Below are 16,190 nucleotides of genomic sequence, written 5' to 3'. Positions count from 1 at the left end.
ATGAACGAAGGTCTTTATAATGCTGTTTTTTGCTACGGCGAGAATAAGGTTGACCCATTTGAACAGACAGCGGTGGATTTTGACAGGATTATCGGAGACATGAAGCTTGTTGGCTATGAGATCAACTCGCTTAATATTGTTCATCAGATCATGCTGGAGCAGCTTGATAATCTTCTTAAGACCAAGAATAAAATCGTGGAAGAGACTATGGATCTGGATAACAAGGATGATGTCTGCAGGGAGAAATATGGCCTTTCTTTCAAGGATATCATTGCCCTTGATCCTCAGCATGATATTGAATGGGATATCAAGAGCGGTAAGGTAATCTATTTCCTTTCACATGAAGCTATGCACAAAGAGGCTGCTTATTTTACTCTTTTCAAAAAATCAATGGATGCCTTCACGGCCAAGACTGGCTTCCAGTACATGAGCTTGTAATATGGGAAGGGTTCTGGAAACAGAAAGACTGATATTAAGAGGCTGGAGAGAGGAAGATGCTTCCAGTCTCTTTAAGTATGCCAGCGATGACCGCATTGGGCCTGATGCCGGGTGGCTTCCACACAAGGACGTTGGCTATAGCAGAGCGGTTATTCGCACTATTTTTGCCAAGGATGAAGTGTACGCTATCTGCATCAAGGGCCAGGAAAAAGAACCAGTGGGTAGCATTGGGCTTACTCTGAATGGCAGCAATGAAAGACCTATAGATGATGGCGCAGCAGAGCTTGGCTATTGGATCGGATACCCCTATTGGAACCAGGGATATGTTACAGAAGCTGTAAAAGAAATCATGAGACATGGCTTTGAGGATCTGGGACTTCACATGATAGTCTGTGGTTACTTTGATGGCAACGAGAGATCCAAAAAAGTTCAGGAAAAATGCGGCTTTAAACATATGTATACCAATGAAAGGTCGCATATTCCTATGCTTGGTGAGACCAGAGTCGAGCATATGAGCATAATTACTAGAGGTACGTACTACGCCAAACGGCTTATCGGGAGCTGATCTGGGCTTGCGACAGGCCATAAAAAATACACATTTTTATCGCGGCAAAGTATTACAAAATATGTAATATCGTGTTATAATACTAGCATGTGAGTAAGGACATGGTTAGTGGGGACCAAGGACATTCCTGCTTCCATGTTTTTTAATCTTCAGCCATGAAAGCGCTTTCAAGTTAGCAGAGGTTTTTGTTTCAGACTAAGGAGGAACAAGATGTTAAATATTGGAGAGTGCGTAATTTACGGTAGTCATGGTTTATGCCAGGTACGAGAAATCCTGGTACCAACGTTTCTTGAGAGGGGCAAAGAGAAACAGTATTACATGATGATTTCCGCAGTTGATGCCGGAAGTGTCCTCTATGTTCCAGTGGAGGGGGCCGAAGACAAGGTTCGTGAAGTCATCAGCGCTGACTATGCTGAAGATTTGATAGACGACATCGAGGAAGTGGAAGAGATTGAGCTTCCAGAGGGTAAGAAGGCCGAGCCCGCAATACTAGAGATTATTAAGAGAAATGTTGTGGATGAGATGATGGGTCTTGTGAAGTCCTTGCGCAGGATCAAAGCTACTCGCGAAGCAGAGGGCAAGAGATTTGCAACACTTAATGAGAAATACCTGAATATGGCAGAGAAGCTTCTTTACACTGAACTGGCTTATTCTCTTGAAACCGAGAAGGATAACATCAAGAGAAGGGTGTTAGAAATGCTTGCAGAACTTCCAATGGAGACCGCTTAACTTGCGGTCTCTTTTTTGTATTTGAGTAAGTGGGGATATTATATAGGCGGGAAATATGATAAAATGTGCTGTAGTGTTGCTTTAGTGTAGTGAAGAGGCGACGCAAGATATATCAGTTTGGGGAAATGTAGATGACAAAAGAGTTATATTACGATAGTGCATATATATCAGAGTTTTTTGCTGAGGTTATAAGCTGTGAGAAAAAGGATGGAAAAGGTGGTAAGGACTGCTACGAGGTAATCCTTGACAGAACAGCCTTTTTTCCAGAGCAGGGAGGACAGGGCAGTGATAGTGGAGTTCTTGAATTTGGCGATGCTGGAAATGATGCCAAGGTAATGCATGTGAGCATTGGCTCAGAGATAAGGCACCTTGTTGATAGAGAGATTCCTGTTGGGACAACAGTTCACGGCGTTATAGACTGGGCTCACAGGTTCAGCAATATGCAGCAGCATACAGGAGAGCATATCTTTTCAGGGCTTGTGAATTCAGAATTTGGCTATAACAATGTGGGCTTTCACTTAAGTGATTCAGAAGTGACAATGGACTACGATGGAGTTCTGAGCGCGGAGGATATTAAGGCTCTTGAGCTTAAGGCTAATCAGGCTATATGGGCTAACCTTGAGGTTTTGTGCGAATTTCCTGAGGCTGATAAGCTTGCTGAGATTCCTTATAGGAGCAAAAAAGAGCTTGAGGGCGACGTCAGAATAGTTACTATTCCAGGTATCGATATCTGTGCCTGCTGTGCGCCTCACGTTATCAGAACTGGCGAGATCGGGCTTCTCAAGGTGGTTGGCCTTCAGAATTATAAGGGCGGCGTCAGAGTCAACATTCTCTGCGGCCAGAGATCCCTTGAGTATCTGCAGAGCGAGCATGAGATAGTATCTGAGCTTTCTGGAATGCTCACAACTTCAAGTGATAAGGTCATAGCTTCTGTAAAGAGAGCTTTTGAAGATAACAGCGCCATGAAGGCTGAGTTGTCACAGGCCAAAGAGGCACTTATAGAATACGAGCTTGAGGACATCGTTAAGGCAGCTTCAACAGACAGAGAAAAGGGAATCTTTGTAAGTGGTGACAACAGCGATATATACGTGATCAAAGATAATTCCTATGATTCTAATATGATGAGAAAGCTTGTCAATGAGCTTGCCAGTAAGAAAGCCGGATACTGCGGAGTTTTTGCGGGCTCAGCTGATAAGGGCTACAGATTTATAGTGGCTTCTGGAACAGCAGGCAAGGATTGCAAGGCTTTATGCGATAAGCTCAGGAATGATTTCGGGGCAAAGGGCGGCGGAGCGCCTGCCATGGTTCAGGGAAGTGTGAATCATTCAGATATAGAGACTGTTATAGCTTCAATATCTGAATAAGAGGAGAGAGAAGATCTATGAACGTTGGGAGTTTTAAGGATTTTAGAGAAGGTTGTAAAAATGCCATTCCTATCTGCCTTGGCTATATAGCTGTTTCTTTTGCCTTTGGAATAGAGGCCTCCAAGATTGGAATGACCACATTTCAGGCGGCGATGACATCACTTCTTAATGTAACAAGTGCCGGCCAGTTCTCGGCTCTTGAGGTAATTGCCAGAAATGGAAGCTTTGTGGAGCTCGCGATTTTGCAGTTCATCATTAACCTCAGATACATGCTGATGTCCACAGCTCTTTCACAGAAGCTCGATGGAGTTAATACTCTTAACAGACTCGGAATATCCTATGGTGTGACAGATGAGATATTTGCTGTCAGCATCTTCAAAAAAGACAAGCTTTATCCAATGTTCTCTTATGGACTGATTCTCACATCTGTTTTTGGATGGGTGTTTGGAACAATTCTTGGAGCTGTTGCAGGACAGGTTCTTCCTCAGATCCTTGTCAGCAGCCTGGGACTTGCTATTTACGGAATGTTTATTGCTATCATCATTCCTGATACCAGAGTTAAGAAGCCTGTAGCTGTGGTTGTTGTGGCAGCTATGGTTTTGAGCTGTGTATTTACCTATGCTCCGGTTCTTAAAATGATTTCTGGCGGGTTTAGGATTATAATAGTAACTATAGTGGTTGCAGCATTAGCAGCAATTGCCGCACCAGTAGAGGAGGAAGCACATGAGTAAAGTATATCTGTATATCCTCCTTATGGCAGTTGTAACGTACTTGATAAGGGCCCTTCCTCTTACTCTTATACGGAAAGAGATAAAGAGCCGCTTCATCAAATCATTTTTATACTATGTTCCATATGCGACACTGGCAGCAATGACATTCCCTGCCATTTTGTCAGCAACTGATCATCTGGCTTCATCTGTTGCAGGATTTGCAGTTGCGCTGATCCTTGCCTTTAACAAAAAGAGCCTTCTGACAGTTGCAGGTGTTTCCTGCCTTACAGCGTTTGTTGTGGAGCTATTTCTTTTACTGTAAAAACATGATTAAATAATATAGTGAGGTATTTGACATGAGAGTTGGAATGGGATATGATGTGCACCGGCTTGTAGAAGGCAGAGACCTTATAATCGGTGGTGTTAAGATTCCATATGAAAAGGGACTTTTAGGACATTCGGATGCGGATGTTCTTTTGCATGCTATATCGGATGCACTTTTGGGAGCGGCAGCTCTTGGAGATATTGGTAAGCATTTTCCGGATACAGATCCTAAGTTTAAGGGAGCGGATTCAAGAGTGCTCCTCAGGGAAGTCTGTAGACTCCTGGACGAAGCTGGATATCGCGTCGAAAATGTTGATGCGACCATAATCGCCCAGGCACCCAAGATGAGACCACATATCGATACCATGAGGCAGAATATTGCAGATGACCTTGGAATCGAACTTTCTCAAGTCAATGTCAAGGCTACAACAGAGGAAGGCCTTGGCTTTACTGGAACCGGAGAGGGTATTTCCTCTCAGGCTATATGCCTTTTGGAGAACAAATAACTATAGGAGAACATATATAATGGCACACAAATTTACTTTTTATAATACACTTTCTCGTAAGGTTGAGGAGTTCAACCCAAGAGAAGAGGGCAAGGTTTCAATGTATACCTGTGGACCTACTGTTTACCACTTTGCCCACATCGGTAACATCAGAACTTATATCATGCAGGATGCGTTGATCAAATCCCTTGGTTATGCAGGATACGATGTAAAAAGAGTTATGAATATCACAGACGTTGGACATCTTTCATCAGATGCTGACACTGGCGAAGATAAGATGCTTGCAGGTGCAAAAAGAGAGCACAAGACAGTAATGGAGATCGCTAAGTTCTACACAGATGCTTTCTTTAAGGATTTCGATGCAGTTGGCAATAAGCGCCCAGACGTTGTTGAGCCAGCTACAAACTGCATTCCTGAGTTCATCCATATGGTTGAGACTCTTATTGAGAAAGGTTATGCCTACGTTGCAGGCGGTAACGTATATTTCGATACAAGTAAGCTTCAGGATTATTACGTATTCTCTTCAGAGGTTGAGAAGGAACAGCTTCAGGTTGGTGTTCGTGACGACGTTGAGGAAGATACTAACAAGAAGAACAAGACTGACTTCGTTCTCTGGTTCACTAAGTCCAAGTTCGAAGATCAGGCTCTTAAGTGGGACAGCCCATGGGGCGTTGGTTACCCAGGCTGGCACATTGAGTGCTCATGCATTTCCATGAAGCACCTCGGTGAGTTTATCGATATCCACTGCGGTGGTGTTGACAATATTTTCCCTCACCATACTAATGAGATCGCACAGTCAGAGAGCTATCTTGGACATGAGTGGTGCAAATACTGGTTCCACTCCAATCACCTTAATGACAAGTCAGGTAAGATGAGTAAGTCTAAGGGCGCAGTTCTCACTGTTTCTGTACTTCAGGAAAAGGGCTACGATCCACTGGTTTACAGATTTTTCTGCCTCCAGTCACACTATCGTAAGCCACTTGAGTTCTCCTATGAGGCTCTTGATCAGGCTACTCAGGCGTTTAATAAGCTCGTTAAGAGAGTTGCTGAGCTTAAAGAGGATGGCGCTGTTGACGTAGCTGCCAAGGAGAAGTTCGAGGAGAGCTTCAGAGATGCTGTAAGTAACGACCTTAATACATCAATGGCTATCACAATTCTCTATGATGTACTCAAGGCTGATATAAATGATGCTACCAAGCTTGCACTTGTTGAGAGCTTTGACAGCGTTCTTTCACTTGATCTTATTGGACATGCCAAGGGCTTATCTGAGGGACCAGATGTTGATCCAGAGCTTGAGATGTTTATTCTTGATGCTATCGAGAGAAGAGCTAATGCCAAGAAGGCTAAGGACTTTGCTACAGCTGATGCTATCAGAGCAGAGCTTCTTGAGAAGGGCGTAGAGATCAAGGATACTCGTGAGGGAGTTAAATGGCAGCTGATCTAAATGCTTATTTAAACGACAAATTTGGAATACAGGCACAGGATATCAGGACTTATTCGCCCCTTACACTGGCCTATATAGGTGATGCCTTTTTTGACGTGATCATCAGATCAATACTGGTCAACAAGGGCAACACTGCTGTTAATAACCTGCACAAGAGAGCCAGCAGTATTGTTAAGGCGCAGACTCAGTCCGCTATGGTCAAGGCTCTTATGGATGACCTTACAGAGGAAGAGCAGGATTATTACAGAAGAGGACGCAATTCCAAGCCCCACACCAAGGCCAAGAATGCCACAACTATGGACTATCTTGATGCAACAGGTTTTGAAGCTGTCATGGGCTTTTTGTATCTGACTGGTGACCTTGACAGAGCCTGCGAACTGGTTAGTAAAGGCATCGAGAAGCTAAGTCTTGATGTTTTATGATGTAGTGAGTAATTCTGTTTCTTTTGGAATGGGATTATCTGAATGAAAGGATTTTTAATGGAAGAGAATTTTGAGAGCAGAATTATAGAAGGAAGAAATGCTGTACTTGAGGCATTTCGCTCAGGTAAGACAATTGACAGACTGTTTATTTTGGATGGCTGCAAGGATGGACCTGTTCAGACAATCCTTCGCGAAGCCAAGAAACACAAGGACACAGTTATTTCTTTTGTCAAAAAAGAGCGTCTTGACCAGCTCTCTGAAACTGGCAAGCACCAGGGCGTAATTGCCTACGGCGCTTCCTATAACTATGCTGAGGTTGACGATATCCTTGCAAAGGCCAAGGAAAAGGGTGAAGATCCATTTATCATTATTCTTGATAATATCGAGGATCCACACAATCTCGGTGCTATTATTCGTACAGCTAACCTTGCTGGTGCTCACGGAGTTATTATTCCCAAGCATAGAGCAGCATCTCTTACAGCTACTGTAGCCAAGGCTTCTGCAGGTGCTATCAACTACACACCAGTAGCCAAGGTTACTAACATTGCAAACACTATCGAGGATCTCAAGGACAAGGGACTTTGGTTTGCCTGTGCTGATATGGGCGGAACAACCATGTATCAGCTGAATTTAAAGGGACCTATCGGTCTTGTTATCGGCAATGAGGGTAGTGGCGTTTCCAGACTTGTCAGAGAGAAGTGTGATATGATCGCATCTATCCCTATGAAGGGCGATATCGATTCTCTTAATGCATCTGTTGCCTGCGGTGTTCTTGCATTCGAAGTAGTAAGACAGAGACTTTCATAAATAAAAAGATTATATGAGTGATAACAGATATAAAGAAAAATCTGATGAAGAGCTTATTTTATCTATAAGAGATGGTGATGATCCCGGTGCTGTTGATCATATCATGAACAAGTACAAGAATCTTGTCAGGAAAAAGGCGGCTTCCATGTTTGTTCTTGGAGCTGACAAGGATGACCTGATTCAGGAGGGCATGATAGGTCTTTTTAAGGCGGTAAGGGACTACGATTGTGGCCGTGATGCCAGCTTTGCGACCTTCGCAGATCTGTGTATTTCAAGGCAGATGTACTCTGCAATCAAGGCTATGGCCAGGAAAAAGCATACGCCTCTTAACAGCTATATTTCGATCTATGCAAGGAGAGAAGATTCTGGTGAGGATGCTACGACAGCTCTTGAGGAGATACTTGAATCGGATTCAAGTATGATTCCGGAGCAGCATGTGATAGATCAGGAGAATCTCAAGGCTTTGGAAGAGGCGATTGATAGTGAGCTAAGCCCGCTTGAGAGCCAGGTTCTTGACCTTTATATCACCGGAATGAGCATTAAACAGATTTCTGCGGTTTTATCAAGAGATGAGAAGTCTACTGATAATGCAATGCAGAGGATCAGAAATAAGCTCAAAAAGTATTTGAACAGATAATATTGATGTAATGGGTACTTCCTGTTACATCATATTAAAAAAAACATTTCCTACTAAAATGATAGGAATTTGACAGATAGTGTTAATTCATGTACAATTGCAAAATATAGATGCAATTAGATTGCATTAAATATAACGAGGAGATATGAATATGAGATTATTTGAAAGTAAGAAGCTCATTGGACTCACAGCTGCAGTAACACTGTTAACAGGTGTTCTTACTGGCTGTGGAAGCTCTAATGAAGTAGCAACTAATGCCACAGATAATAACAATACAGCAGCTGTAACAGAGGTAGCTAATGAGAATGCAAACGATCTTTTGGTGACAATCAGAGAAAGAGGCAAGCTCATTATTGCTATGGAAGGCCAGTGGGCACCTTGGACCTATCACGATGAGTCAGGCAATCTTGTGGGCTTTGATACAGAGGTTGGACAGGAGATTGCCAAGAGACTTGGCGTTGAGGCTGAGTTTGTAGAAGGTGAGTGGGATGGCCTTTTCACTGGTCTTGATGGCGGCAGATATGACATGATCATCAACGGTGTTGAGATTACAGACCTTCGTAAGGAAAAGTATGATTTCACTACTCCTTATGCATATATCAGAACTGCTCTTGTAGTTAAGAATGACAATACAGAGATCACTTCTTTTGAAGATCTTAAGGGCAAGAAGACAAGTAATTCACTTGGATCAACTTATGCAGATATGGCTGCAGACCTTGGAGCTGAGGTTCAGAATGTAGACACTCTTTCTGAGACAATTGATATGGTGCTTTCCGGAAGAGTTGATGCTACTCTCAATGCAGAGGTTTCTTTCTATGATTATCTTGGGGAGCATCCTGATGCACCTATCGAGATTGTTGCTCTGACAGATGAGGCTTCAGAGGTTTCTATCCCTCTTAGAAAGGGAGATGAGACAGCATCTCTTAGAGAGGCAGTTAATGCTGCTATTTCTGAGATGGCAGCTGATGGAACTCTCACTGAGCTCTCTAACAAGTACTTTGGAAGAGACATCACCAAGTAATAATCTGATATAATGGAAGGTGCCCTCGGGTACCTTCTTTTTGTTGTCAAAGGAACATTTATGAGTGAAAGATTAATAGGAATAATTACAAGTTCATTTTTTAAAATACTGATACCTGGAATCAAGGTGACAATTCCGCTGACGCTTTTGTCTTTTGCATTAAGTCTGGCTGTGGGACTGCTGCTTGCTCTTATCCAGGTAGCTGATATCAAGGGACTTCGCCAGGTTGCCAGGTTCTATATATGGGTATTCAGGGGAACACCGCTTATTGTGCAGCTCTTTATCATATTCTTCGGTCTTCCCAATATTGGAATCACGCTGGATGCATTTCCTTCAGCTGTGCTGGCTTTTGGACTTAACCTTGGCGCTTACAATGCAGAGGTTTTCAGGTCGGCTATTCTGGCTATTCCCAAGGGACAGCTTGAAGCAGCATATATGATAGGTCTTAACTACCCACAGGCAATGGTAAGGATCATACTTCCCCAGTCATTTCCTGTAGCTTTTCCTAACCTTTTTAATAACCTGATCAGCTTGCTCAAGGATACAGCGCTTGCTTCCAGTATCACGGTTATCGACCTGTTCACTACAGCTCAGCAGATAGCTGCAAGAACTTATGAGCCATTTGCTCTATATCTTGAGGCTGCATTTATATATCTGATCTTTTCAACAGGCCTTACATGGCTGCAGCGGTATTTGGAGCAGAAGCTTGTTTGGAAGAGCGACAAGAAAAGATGATTTTAGGATAAGTAAAAGGTGAAGTAATATGCTGGAAATACATAATTTACACAAGTCTTTTTCTGGAACAGGAGTACTGTCCGGAATGGACTTTAAAGTTGATAAAGGAGAGGTTGTTGCCATAATCGGACAGTCTGGATCAGGTAAGACAACACTTCTTCGCTGCATGAGCTTTTTGGAAAAGGCTGATATCGGAGAGATTATCTTTGATGATTACAAGGGAGATATGGCCCATATTTCGCAGAAGGATATCAAGATGCTCAGAATGGAGATGGGCTTTGTGTTCCAGAGCTTTAATCTCTTTAACAATATGACAGCCCTTGAAAATGTTATGGAGGGACTTGTTACAGCAAGGAAAATGCCCAAGGATAAAGCCAAAGAGAAAGCGCTTGAGGTTCTGGCCAAGGTTGGAATGCTGGATAGAGCCTACTATTATCCTGGTGAATTATCAGGCGGTCAGCAGCAGAGAGTTGCTATAGCAAGGGCGATTGCTCCTGAACCCAAGGTAATCCTTTTTGACGAGCCTACAAGTGCTCTTGATCCAGAGCTTACAGGGGAAGTACTTGAGACTATGAAAAAGCTTGCTCTTGAGGGTACAACAATGGTAGTGGTAACACACGAGATGTCTTTTGCAAAAGAGGTTGCTTCAAGAGTAGTATTTATGGATGGCGGCGTTGTGGTTGAGCAGGGAACGCCACAGGAAATCTTTGGAAATCCCAAAGAGGAGAGGACCAGACAGTTCCTTAACAGGGCTCTTCACAAGCTGTAAACTGCCGGATTTACCTATATAGTTTTTTAGTATGAATTTAATGAAAAAATACTTGCACTTGACTTTTAAGTATGTTATATTGATATAGCTGTTGTAATGAACAGCGGTAACTATAGTTAATTAGAAGATTTTTTGTATATAGAGAGGTGAGAAGAGATGAGACAGGACATTCAGCCAGAATTCCATCAGGCCACTGTTACTTGCAACTGCGGTAACACATTCACAGTTGGATCAACAAAGAGCGAGATTCACGTAGAAATTTGCTCAAAGTGCCATCCATTCTATACTGGCCAGCAGAAGGCTACAAGTGCTCGTGGACGTATTGACAGATTCAACAAGAAATACGGCATGAACAACCAGTAATCTATTTAGTAAAATAAAGAGGTTGAGGCAATTAGCCTCAGCCTCTTTTTTGCTACTAGACTAAACGAAACGGGGAACTAGCATGAAAAAACGTAAGATCAGACATTATTCGGGAATAGGCGGACAGGCTGTACTTGAAGGCGTTATGATGAAGAATAAGGATATGTACGCTGTTGCAGTCAGAAAGCCTAATGGGGAAATAGAGGTTGAAGTTGACGAGTACCACGGAATTGCTTATGGCAGTAAGCTTCTTAACATTCCATTTGTCAGAGGTATTTTCGTATTTATAGATTCTCTTATTTTGGGACTTAAGTCTCTTAATTATTCATCTTCATTCTATGAAGAGGGTAATGAGAAGCCTACCAAGCTTGACGAGGAGATTGATGCTGTTTCAGGTGGACATGAGGATACTTTCCTTATGGTTGTTACTACAGCTATTTCATTCCTGTTTGCTATTGGATTATTCATGGTTTTACCATATGCGCTTTCAGAGATTCTGAGCAAATATATCAGAAATGCTTCTCTGATCGCTATTGCCGAGGGTGTACTCAGAATAGTTATTTTTATTCTGTACATTCTGCTGATTTCCTGTATGAAGGATATCAGACGCCTGTTCCAGTATCATGGTGCAGAGCATAAGTGTATTAACTGCATTGAGAAGGGAAGACCTCTTACTGTTGGCAATGTCAGAAAGAGCTCAAGACTTCACAAGAGATGTGGCAGTAGCTTTATTTTGTTTGTAATGCTCGTTAGTATTGTCCTGTTTTTCTTTATCAGAGTTGATTCATATGCTCTTAAGATCGCTCTCAGGATACTGCTTATTCCTGTTATTGCAGGCATTTCTTATGAGCTTATCTCACTTGCTGGCAGAACAGATTTCTTCCTTATTAAGCTTATTTCAGCTCCTGGTTTGTGGCTTCAGAGGCTCACAACCAAGGAACCAGATGACAGCATGATCGAGGTTGCCATTAAGTCAGTTGAGTCTGTTTTCGACTGGAAGGAATTCCTCAAGGATTCTTTTGGCTATGAGATCGATGACAGCTGGCTCAAGGATGACGAAGAAGAGTAAAAATGAGTAAATACGTTGATTTATTTACAACTGGATTAGAGACATTAGAAAGGGCCGGGATCACGGAAGCTAGGCTGGATTCCCGGCTCCTTTTAGAATACGTGTGTGGCACTGACCATAGCACTCTTTTGGCGCATCCTGATATGGAAGTATCAGATGAGAATAAAGAGAAGTATCTGGCTATGATAGACAGAAGAGCAGCCCATGAGCCTGTTGCCTATATCCTGGGCAAGTGGAGCTTTATGGGACTTGATTTTAATGTGAATAGTGATGTTCTGATTCCAGAGCAGGATACTGAGATTCTGGTGGAGGAAGCTCTCCGCAATCTGGAAGATACTATGAGGATTATGGATCTGTGCACAGGTTCAGGCTGTATTGCACTTAGTCTTCTTAATTATTCTAATGATACCAAGGCTGTATGCACAGATATTTCCAGCAAGGCTCTGGATGTTGCAAGGAGCAATGCTGCTGAGCTTGGTTTTTCTGACAGAGCTGAGTTTATTGAGACAGATCTTTTCCCAACTACAGAAGTTGGCAAGTTTGATATTATTGTTTCCAATCCGCCATATATTGCCAGCAGTGTGATAGAGACTTTGGCACCAGAGGTCAAGGACCACGAGCCAAGGCTGGCTCTTGATGGTTCTGAGGATGGACTTGTTTTTTATAAGCGGATTATTGACAGAGCACCTGAGTTTCTGTATTCAAGCGGATATCTGCTTCTTGAGATTGGCTATGACCAGGCTGAGGCAGTAGTTCGTATGCTTGAGGATAAAAAGGTGTATCATGACATTCAGGTTGTTAAGGACCTTGGAGGTAATGACAGAGTGGTATCAGCATGTTTCTATTAGCAGGCGCGCAAATTGATAGTAATCAGTAACTACTAACATAGGATCATATTTGCCAGAGAAACTGCGGATATGACCATAAATGCGCGAGGATAGAGAAATGTTTGATAGAATAGAAGACATTCTTCGTAAGTACGAAGATATTACAATGGAACTAAATGAACCTTCAGTTATAGCTGATCAGGAGAGATTTCGTAAGCTCATGAAGGAGCAAAAGAATCTTGAGCCACTTGTTGCATGCTATAACGAGTACAAGAAGTGTAAGGAGACTATAGAAGAGAGCTTATCTATGCTGGATGAGGAGTCTGATCCTGAGATGAAGGAGATGCTCAAGGAAGAGCTTCAGGCAGCCAAGGACAGGGTTCCTGAGCTTGAGAGCCAGCTCAAGATTTTACTTCTTCCCAAGGATCCTAATGACGACAAGAACGTTATCGTTGAGATAAGAGCCGGTGTTGGCGGCGACGAGGCAGCTCTTTTTGCAGCTGATATGTATAGAGTTTATACCAGATATGCTGAGAGACAGGGCTGGCGCGTAGAGACTATGAGCGTTGAAGACATCGGAATTGGTGGTATCAAGACGGTCAGCTTTATGATCAAGGGAAATGGTGCTTACTCAAGACTTAAATTTGAGAGTGGAGTACACAGAGTTCAGAGAATACCAGCAACTGAATCTGGCGGAAGAATTCATACTTCAGCTATAACTGTAGCTATCATGCCTGAGGTTGAAGATGTAGAAGTTGAGATCGATATGAATGACTGTAAATTTGACGTATTCAGAGCTTCCGGTAATGGTGGACAGTGCGTCAATACTACAGATTCAGCGGTCAGACTTACACATTTCCCAACTGGAATCGTTATTTCCTGTCAGGATGAGAAGAGCCAGCAGCAGAACAAGGCCAAGGCGCTTAGAGTTCTGAGAGCCAAGTTATATGAGCTTGAGCAGGAGAGACAGCATAATAATGAGGCAGAGCTCAGACGTAGTCAGGTTGGAAGCGGTGACAGATCCGAGAAGATCAGAACCTACAATTTCCACCAGGGAAGAGTGACAGACCACAGAATAGGACTTACTCTGTACAAGATTGATCAGATCATGGACGGTGATATCGATGAGATCATTGATTCACTTATTGCGGCTGATCAGGCAGAGAAGCTCAGCAAGGTAGAAAATAACTGATAATTACGTATATCTTAAATTAAAATAAACTAAGATGTGTTAAGTTGAAGCCAGTTTATAAAGGTTGTATAATCATTATATGGCGCATAATCTATACTTTTTTTCGTGAAAGGTATTCGGTGATATATGGACGCAGGATTCAAGGCTGAGCTAATTGAATGGGGTGTCGACTGGGACGAGATATTAGACAGGTTTATGGGCAATGAGGATCTCATTGCCAGATTTATGTTTAAGTTCCTCAAGGATCAGAGCATGAATGACCTGACCAAATATCTTGAGGAAGGAAATGTCTCGGAAGCATTTAAGGCTGTACATACACTAAAGGGTGTAGGCGCCAATCTCGGACTTAAGGGATTTCTTACACCGGTCAAAGAGCTTACAGAGGTTTTAAGAGCTGGCTCCATGGAAGGATATGAAGATTATTACAATCAGATCAAACCTAAATATGATGAGCTGATAGTAATATTGGAAAAGTATCAGTCATAGTCTATTGTGGAAATATTAGATTTGCTTAGAAAGCTTGGGATATATTCATCCCAGGCTTTTTCTATTGTCTTATCCATTGAGAAAATCTTGAATGTAGTTCCTGTTGTAATCTGTATGAATTCGCCGTTAAAGCGGATATTGATTCCGAGAAGAACATCTTCTGGTCTGATTCCGGCATCTGCTTCTGCTACAATGGCCTTTTTGACCTCTTCATCAGGATGGAAAACCAATTTAAAGCCAAGAGGAGTTCTTTTACCCTTGATAAGATCAAAGCAGAGGCTCCTGAGATCGCTCCATCTGGAGAAATCGCCTGTTTTATCAGCTTCTGTAGTTGTTTCATCGTTCTTGTAGAAGTCTTTATGAATATGTCCGTCAACATGGAAGGTGTTAAAGGTCTCTATCACAGCCTCTTCTACGTAGTAGCTATCGAACAGGTCTGTAGCAAGGAGCCTTCCCATGAAATCTTTTTTGTTAGATATTTTAACTGCGATCATTTTGTTTCCTATCTGATTTGGTGTGCTTTTTGTGCATTTTATGCAAAGAGTCCATAAGTTTTGCACCACTTGATTAGTATATCATGAAAAACTAATATTATTGCAACATTTCAATATGCTAATTTTTATAATAATTGTGAAGATAAATTCACAAAATTCGATAGATTAATTAGTATATTATTGACTAAATTTAGTTTATACTATTACTAGTTTATTTCTTGGAGAGGAAATCACGATGGCTAAGACAGTAAGACTTAAAGATATTGCAGATAGAATAGGCGTCAGTACAGTTACGGTTTCCAAGGCGCTTTCTGGTCAAAAAGGAATGAGTGAAGAGCTCAGAGAGAAGATTCATGCTCTTGCGGATGAGATGGGTTATGTTCCTTCAGTATCCAGAAAGCAGGATTTTACGAGCAAGAGTTATACCATTGGAGTTCTTATTTCTGAGAACTTTATGAGTGAATATAGTTCTTTTTATACCAGAATGCATCAGCAGGTATCGCAGATCGCCATGGATAAAGGCTGCTTTACAATGCTGGAGGTTATTTCTGTTGAAAATGAGAAAGCCAAGGCTACGCCAAGACTTGTAGAAGATAACAAGGTCGATGGTATCGTGGTCGTAGGAAGACTTGATCATGATTACCTCAAGGCTATCAAGGATGATAGTGGAGTTCCTATGGTTTATCTGGATTTCTGCAACCACTCAGGAGATGAGGATGCGGTTGTTTCAGATAGTTATAATGGAGCCTATTGCCTTACAAACTATCTTTTTGAGATGGGCCACAAGGATATTGCTTTTGTTGGAACTATCCTGGCTTCAGGTTCTATAACTGACAGGTACATGGGCTATTCTAAATCTCTTTTGGAGCATGGAGAGCCCTATAGAGAAGACTGGATAATAAATGACAGAGACCTTGAAAATGGCATAATGGATGCTAATAAGTATTTCCAGCTTCCTAAAGATATGCCAACAGCGTTCTTTTGTAACTGCGATCTGGCAGCAAGCATGCTGATCAAGAAGCTCAATGAAAATGGCTACAGAGTTCCGGAAGATATTTCCGTTGTAGGATATGACAACTATCTGTTCCCAGGACTATGTGATATCAAGCTTACAACCTACGGCGTAGATAGTTATGAGATGGGCAGAAATGCAGTTCTTAACCTTATCCGTAAGATAAGCGGTGAGAGATACAGACAGGGAATTATGATCCTTGAAGGACATATGATAGAAGGCGAAAGCGTTAAAAAAATCAACTAACCCAGGTGGCTAGTTGATTTTTATTTGGTA

General features: G+C 42.1%; 21 protein-coding genes. 20 read left to right on the top strand and 1 reads right to left on the bottom strand.

Features of this window, described 5'->3' with window-relative positions; all coding sequences use genetic code 11:
• The 19 genes from IJI01_RS09805 to IJI01_RS09715 all read left to right on the top strand — a co-directional run bounded on the left by IJI01_RS09805 (position 1) and on the right by IJI01_RS09715 (position 14,408).
• Positions 1 to 438 carry a hypothetical protein gene (locus IJI01_RS09805; protein ID WP_292189467.1) on the top strand — a complete coding sequence of 146 codons (438 nt, stop codon included), beginning with the start codon at positions 1 to 3 and terminating at the stop codon, positions 436 to 438.
• A 1-nt stretch (position 439) separates the two neighbouring features.
• Positions 440 to 1,003 carry a GNAT family N-acetyltransferase gene (locus IJI01_RS09800; protein ID WP_292189464.1) on the top strand — a complete coding sequence of 188 codons (564 nt, stop codon included), beginning with the start codon at positions 440 to 442 and terminating at the stop codon, positions 1,001 to 1,003.
• A gap of 210 nt (positions 1,004 to 1,213) precedes the next feature.
• Positions 1,214 to 1,732: a CarD family transcriptional regulator gene (locus IJI01_RS09795; protein WP_292189461.1), complete on the top strand. Its 519-nt coding sequence runs from the start codon at positions 1,214 to 1,216 to the stop codon at positions 1,730 to 1,732.
• A gap of 131 nt (positions 1,733 to 1,863) precedes the next feature.
• A complete protein-coding gene (locus IJI01_RS09790) occupies positions 1,864 to 3,096 on the top strand; it encodes an alanyl-tRNA editing protein (RefSeq protein ID WP_292189457.1) in 1,233 nt (410 codons plus the stop codon).
• Between the two features lie 17 nt (positions 3,097 to 3,113).
• Positions 3,114 to 3,827, top strand: coding sequence for an AzlC family ABC transporter permease (locus tag IJI01_RS09785; RefSeq protein ID WP_292189452.1), 714 nt, complete (start codon positions 3,114 to 3,116; stop codon positions 3,825 to 3,827).
• A complete protein-coding gene (locus IJI01_RS09780; RefSeq protein ID WP_292189449.1) occupies positions 3,820 to 4,128 on the top strand; it encodes an AzlD domain-containing protein in 309 nt (102 codons plus the stop codon). Before IJI01_RS09785 ends, IJI01_RS09780 begins: the two co-directional genes overlap by 8 nt.
• Before the next feature lie 34 nt (positions 4,129 to 4,162).
• Positions 4,163 to 4,636 (top strand): 2-C-methyl-D-erythritol 2,4-cyclodiphosphate synthase, encoded by a 474-nt coding sequence (ispF, locus tag IJI01_RS09775; protein ID WP_292189447.1) that lies wholly within the window; start codon positions 4,163 to 4,165, stop codon positions 4,634 to 4,636.
• 19 nt (positions 4,637 to 4,655) lie between these two features.
• On the top strand, positions 4,656 to 6,080 hold the full coding sequence (gene cysS, locus IJI01_RS09770; RefSeq protein ID WP_292189445.1) for a cysteine--tRNA ligase: 1,425 nt from the start codon (positions 4,656 to 4,658) through the stop codon (positions 6,078 to 6,080).
• Entirely contained in the window at positions 6,065 to 6,502 is a 438-nt protein-coding gene (locus IJI01_RS09765) for a Mini-ribonuclease 3 (RefSeq protein WP_292189443.1), read from the top strand. Before cysS ends, IJI01_RS09765 begins: the two co-directional genes overlap by 16 nt.
• A 57-nt stretch (positions 6,503 to 6,559) precedes the next feature.
• A complete protein-coding gene (gene rlmB, locus IJI01_RS09760) occupies positions 6,560 to 7,309 on the top strand; it encodes a 23S rRNA (guanosine(2251)-2'-O)-methyltransferase RlmB (protein WP_292189537.1) in 750 nt (249 codons plus the stop codon).
• Positions 7,310 to 7,322: 13 nt separating this feature from the next.
• Complete coding sequence (sigH, locus tag IJI01_RS09755) at positions 7,323 to 7,946, top strand: RNA polymerase sporulation sigma factor SigH (protein ID WP_292189440.1); 624 nt, start codon at positions 7,323 to 7,325, stop codon at positions 7,944 to 7,946.
• A 151-nt stretch (positions 7,947 to 8,097) separates the two neighbouring features.
• Positions 8,098 to 8,967 carry a transporter substrate-binding domain-containing protein gene (locus IJI01_RS09750; protein WP_292189437.1) on the top strand — a complete coding sequence of 290 codons (870 nt, stop codon included), beginning with the start codon at positions 8,098 to 8,100 and terminating at the stop codon, positions 8,965 to 8,967.
• Between the two features lie 60 nt (positions 8,968 to 9,027).
• Complete coding sequence (locus IJI01_RS09745) at positions 9,028 to 9,702, top strand: amino acid ABC transporter permease (protein WP_292189433.1); 675 nt, start codon at positions 9,028 to 9,030, stop codon at positions 9,700 to 9,702.
• Between the two features lie 28 nt (positions 9,703 to 9,730).
• Complete coding sequence (locus tag IJI01_RS09740; RefSeq protein WP_292189426.1) at positions 9,731 to 10,471, top strand: amino acid ABC transporter ATP-binding protein; 741 nt, start codon at positions 9,731 to 9,733, stop codon at positions 10,469 to 10,471.
• A gap of 156 nt (positions 10,472 to 10,627) precedes the next feature.
• Positions 10,628 to 10,834 (top strand): 50S ribosomal protein L31, encoded by a 207-nt coding sequence (gene rpmE, locus IJI01_RS09735; protein ID WP_013281212.1) that lies wholly within the window; start codon positions 10,628 to 10,630, stop codon positions 10,832 to 10,834.
• An 82-nt stretch (positions 10,835 to 10,916) separates the two neighbouring features.
• Positions 10,917 to 11,903, top strand: coding sequence for a DUF1385 domain-containing protein (locus IJI01_RS09730; protein WP_292189423.1), 987 nt, complete (start codon positions 10,917 to 10,919; stop codon positions 11,901 to 11,903).
• Between the two features lie 2 nt (positions 11,904 to 11,905).
• Positions 11,906 to 12,751, top strand: a complete 846-nt coding sequence (prmC, locus tag IJI01_RS09725; RefSeq protein ID WP_292189421.1) for a peptide chain release factor N(5)-glutamine methyltransferase — start codon at positions 11,906 to 11,908, stop codon at positions 12,749 to 12,751.
• Between the two features lie 97 nt (positions 12,752 to 12,848).
• The gene (gene prfA / locus IJI01_RS09720) at positions 12,849 to 13,922 is read left to right on the top strand and encodes a peptide chain release factor 1 (RefSeq protein WP_292189418.1); all 1,074 of its coding nucleotides are present in this window, start codon (positions 12,849 to 12,851) and stop codon (positions 13,920 to 13,922) included.
• A 126-nt stretch (positions 13,923 to 14,048) separates the two neighbouring features.
• Complete coding sequence (locus IJI01_RS09715; protein ID WP_292189415.1) at positions 14,049 to 14,408, top strand: Hpt domain-containing protein; 360 nt, start codon at positions 14,049 to 14,051, stop codon at positions 14,406 to 14,408.
• On the opposite strand, the gene IJI01_RS09710 is transcribed toward IJI01_RS09715, so the two are convergent.
• On the bottom strand, positions 14,399 to 14,902 hold the full coding sequence (locus tag IJI01_RS09710; RefSeq protein WP_292189413.1) for a DUF5721 family protein: 504 nt from the start codon (positions 14,900 to 14,902) through the stop codon (positions 14,399 to 14,401). The two genes, IJI01_RS09715 and IJI01_RS09710, sit on opposite strands and share 10 nt — an antisense overlap.
• A gap of 235 nt (positions 14,903 to 15,137) precedes the next feature.
• Here IJI01_RS09710 and IJI01_RS09705 point away from each other — a divergent pair, with 235 nt between their 5' ends.
• Entirely contained in the window at positions 15,138 to 16,160 is a 1,023-nt protein-coding gene (locus IJI01_RS09705; protein WP_292189410.1) for a substrate-binding domain-containing protein, read from the top strand.
• Positions 16,161 to 16,190: the final 30 nt, after the last annotated feature.

It is taken from the genome of Butyrivibrio sp. (assembly GCF_017433805.1).
In the GTDB taxonomy this organism is placed as follows: Bacteria; Bacillota; Clostridia; order Lachnospirales; family Lachnospiraceae; genus Butyrivibrio.
Note: the sequence above shows the minus strand (reverse complement) of the source record. Positions and strands in the feature narration are given on the sequence as shown.

Bases quoted from the DNA above. Each gene is read 5' to 3' on its own strand.
- IJI01_RS09750 (WP_292189437.1), top strand. From the start codon at position 8,098: ATGAGATTATTTGAAAGTAAGAAGCTCATTGGACTCACAGCTGCAGTA.
- prfA (WP_292189418.1), top strand. From the start codon at position 12,849: ATGTTTGATAGAATAGAAGACATTCTTCGTAAGTACGAAGATATTACA.
- IJI01_RS09795 (WP_292189461.1), top strand. From the start codon at position 1,214: ATGTTAAATATTGGAGAGTGCGTAATTTACGGTAGTCATGGTTTATGC.
- rlmB (WP_292189537.1), top strand. From the start codon at position 6,560: ATGGAAGAGAATTTTGAGAGCAGAATTATAGAAGGAAGAAATGCTGTA.
- IJI01_RS09730 (WP_292189423.1), top strand. From the start codon at position 10,917: ATGAAAAAACGTAAGATCAGACATTATTCGGGAATAGGCGGACAGGCT.
- IJI01_RS09715 (WP_292189415.1), top strand. From the start codon at position 14,049: ATGGACGCAGGATTCAAGGCTGAGCTAATTGAATGGGGTGTCGACTGG.
- IJI01_RS09705 (WP_292189410.1), top strand. From the start codon at position 15,138: ATGGCTAAGACAGTAAGACTTAAAGATATTGCAGATAGAATAGGCGTC.
- rpmE (WP_013281212.1), top strand. From the start codon at position 10,628: ATGAGACAGGACATTCAGCCAGAATTCCATCAGGCCACTGTTACTTGC.
- IJI01_RS09740 (WP_292189426.1), top strand. From the start codon at position 9,731: ATGCTGGAAATACATAATTTACACAAGTCTTTTTCTGGAACAGGAGTA.
- IJI01_RS09785 (WP_292189452.1), top strand. From the start codon at position 3,114: ATGAACGTTGGGAGTTTTAAGGATTTTAGAGAAGGTTGTAAAAATGCC.
- sigH (WP_292189440.1), top strand. From the start codon at position 7,323: ATGAGTGATAACAGATATAAAGAAAAATCTGATGAAGAGCTTATTTTA.
- IJI01_RS09745 (WP_292189433.1), top strand. From the start codon at position 9,028: ATGAGTGAAAGATTAATAGGAATAATTACAAGTTCATTTTTTAAAATA.
- prmC (WP_292189421.1), top strand. From the start codon at position 11,906: ATGAGTAAATACGTTGATTTATTTACAACTGGATTAGAGACATTAGAA.
- IJI01_RS09765 (WP_292189443.1), top strand. From the start codon at position 6,065: ATGGCAGCTGATCTAAATGCTTATTTAAACGACAAATTTGGAATACAG.
- ispF (WP_292189447.1), top strand. From the start codon at position 4,163: ATGAGAGTTGGAATGGGATATGATGTGCACCGGCTTGTAGAAGGCAGA.
- IJI01_RS09710 (WP_292189413.1), bottom strand. From the start codon at position 14,902: ATGATCGCAGTTAAAATATCTAACAAAAAAGATTTCATGGGAAGGCTC.
- IJI01_RS09805 (WP_292189467.1), top strand. From the start codon at position 1: ATGAACGAAGGTCTTTATAATGCTGTTTTTTGCTACGGCGAGAATAAG.
- IJI01_RS09780 (WP_292189449.1), top strand. From the start codon at position 3,820: ATGAGTAAAGTATATCTGTATATCCTCCTTATGGCAGTTGTAACGTAC.
- IJI01_RS09790 (WP_292189457.1), top strand. From the start codon at position 1,864: ATGACAAAAGAGTTATATTACGATAGTGCATATATATCAGAGTTTTTT.
- IJI01_RS09800 (WP_292189464.1), top strand. From the start codon at position 440: ATGGGAAGGGTTCTGGAAACAGAAAGACTGATATTAAGAGGCTGGAGA.
- cysS (WP_292189445.1), top strand. From the start codon at position 4,656: ATGGCACACAAATTTACTTTTTATAATACACTTTCTCGTAAGGTTGAG.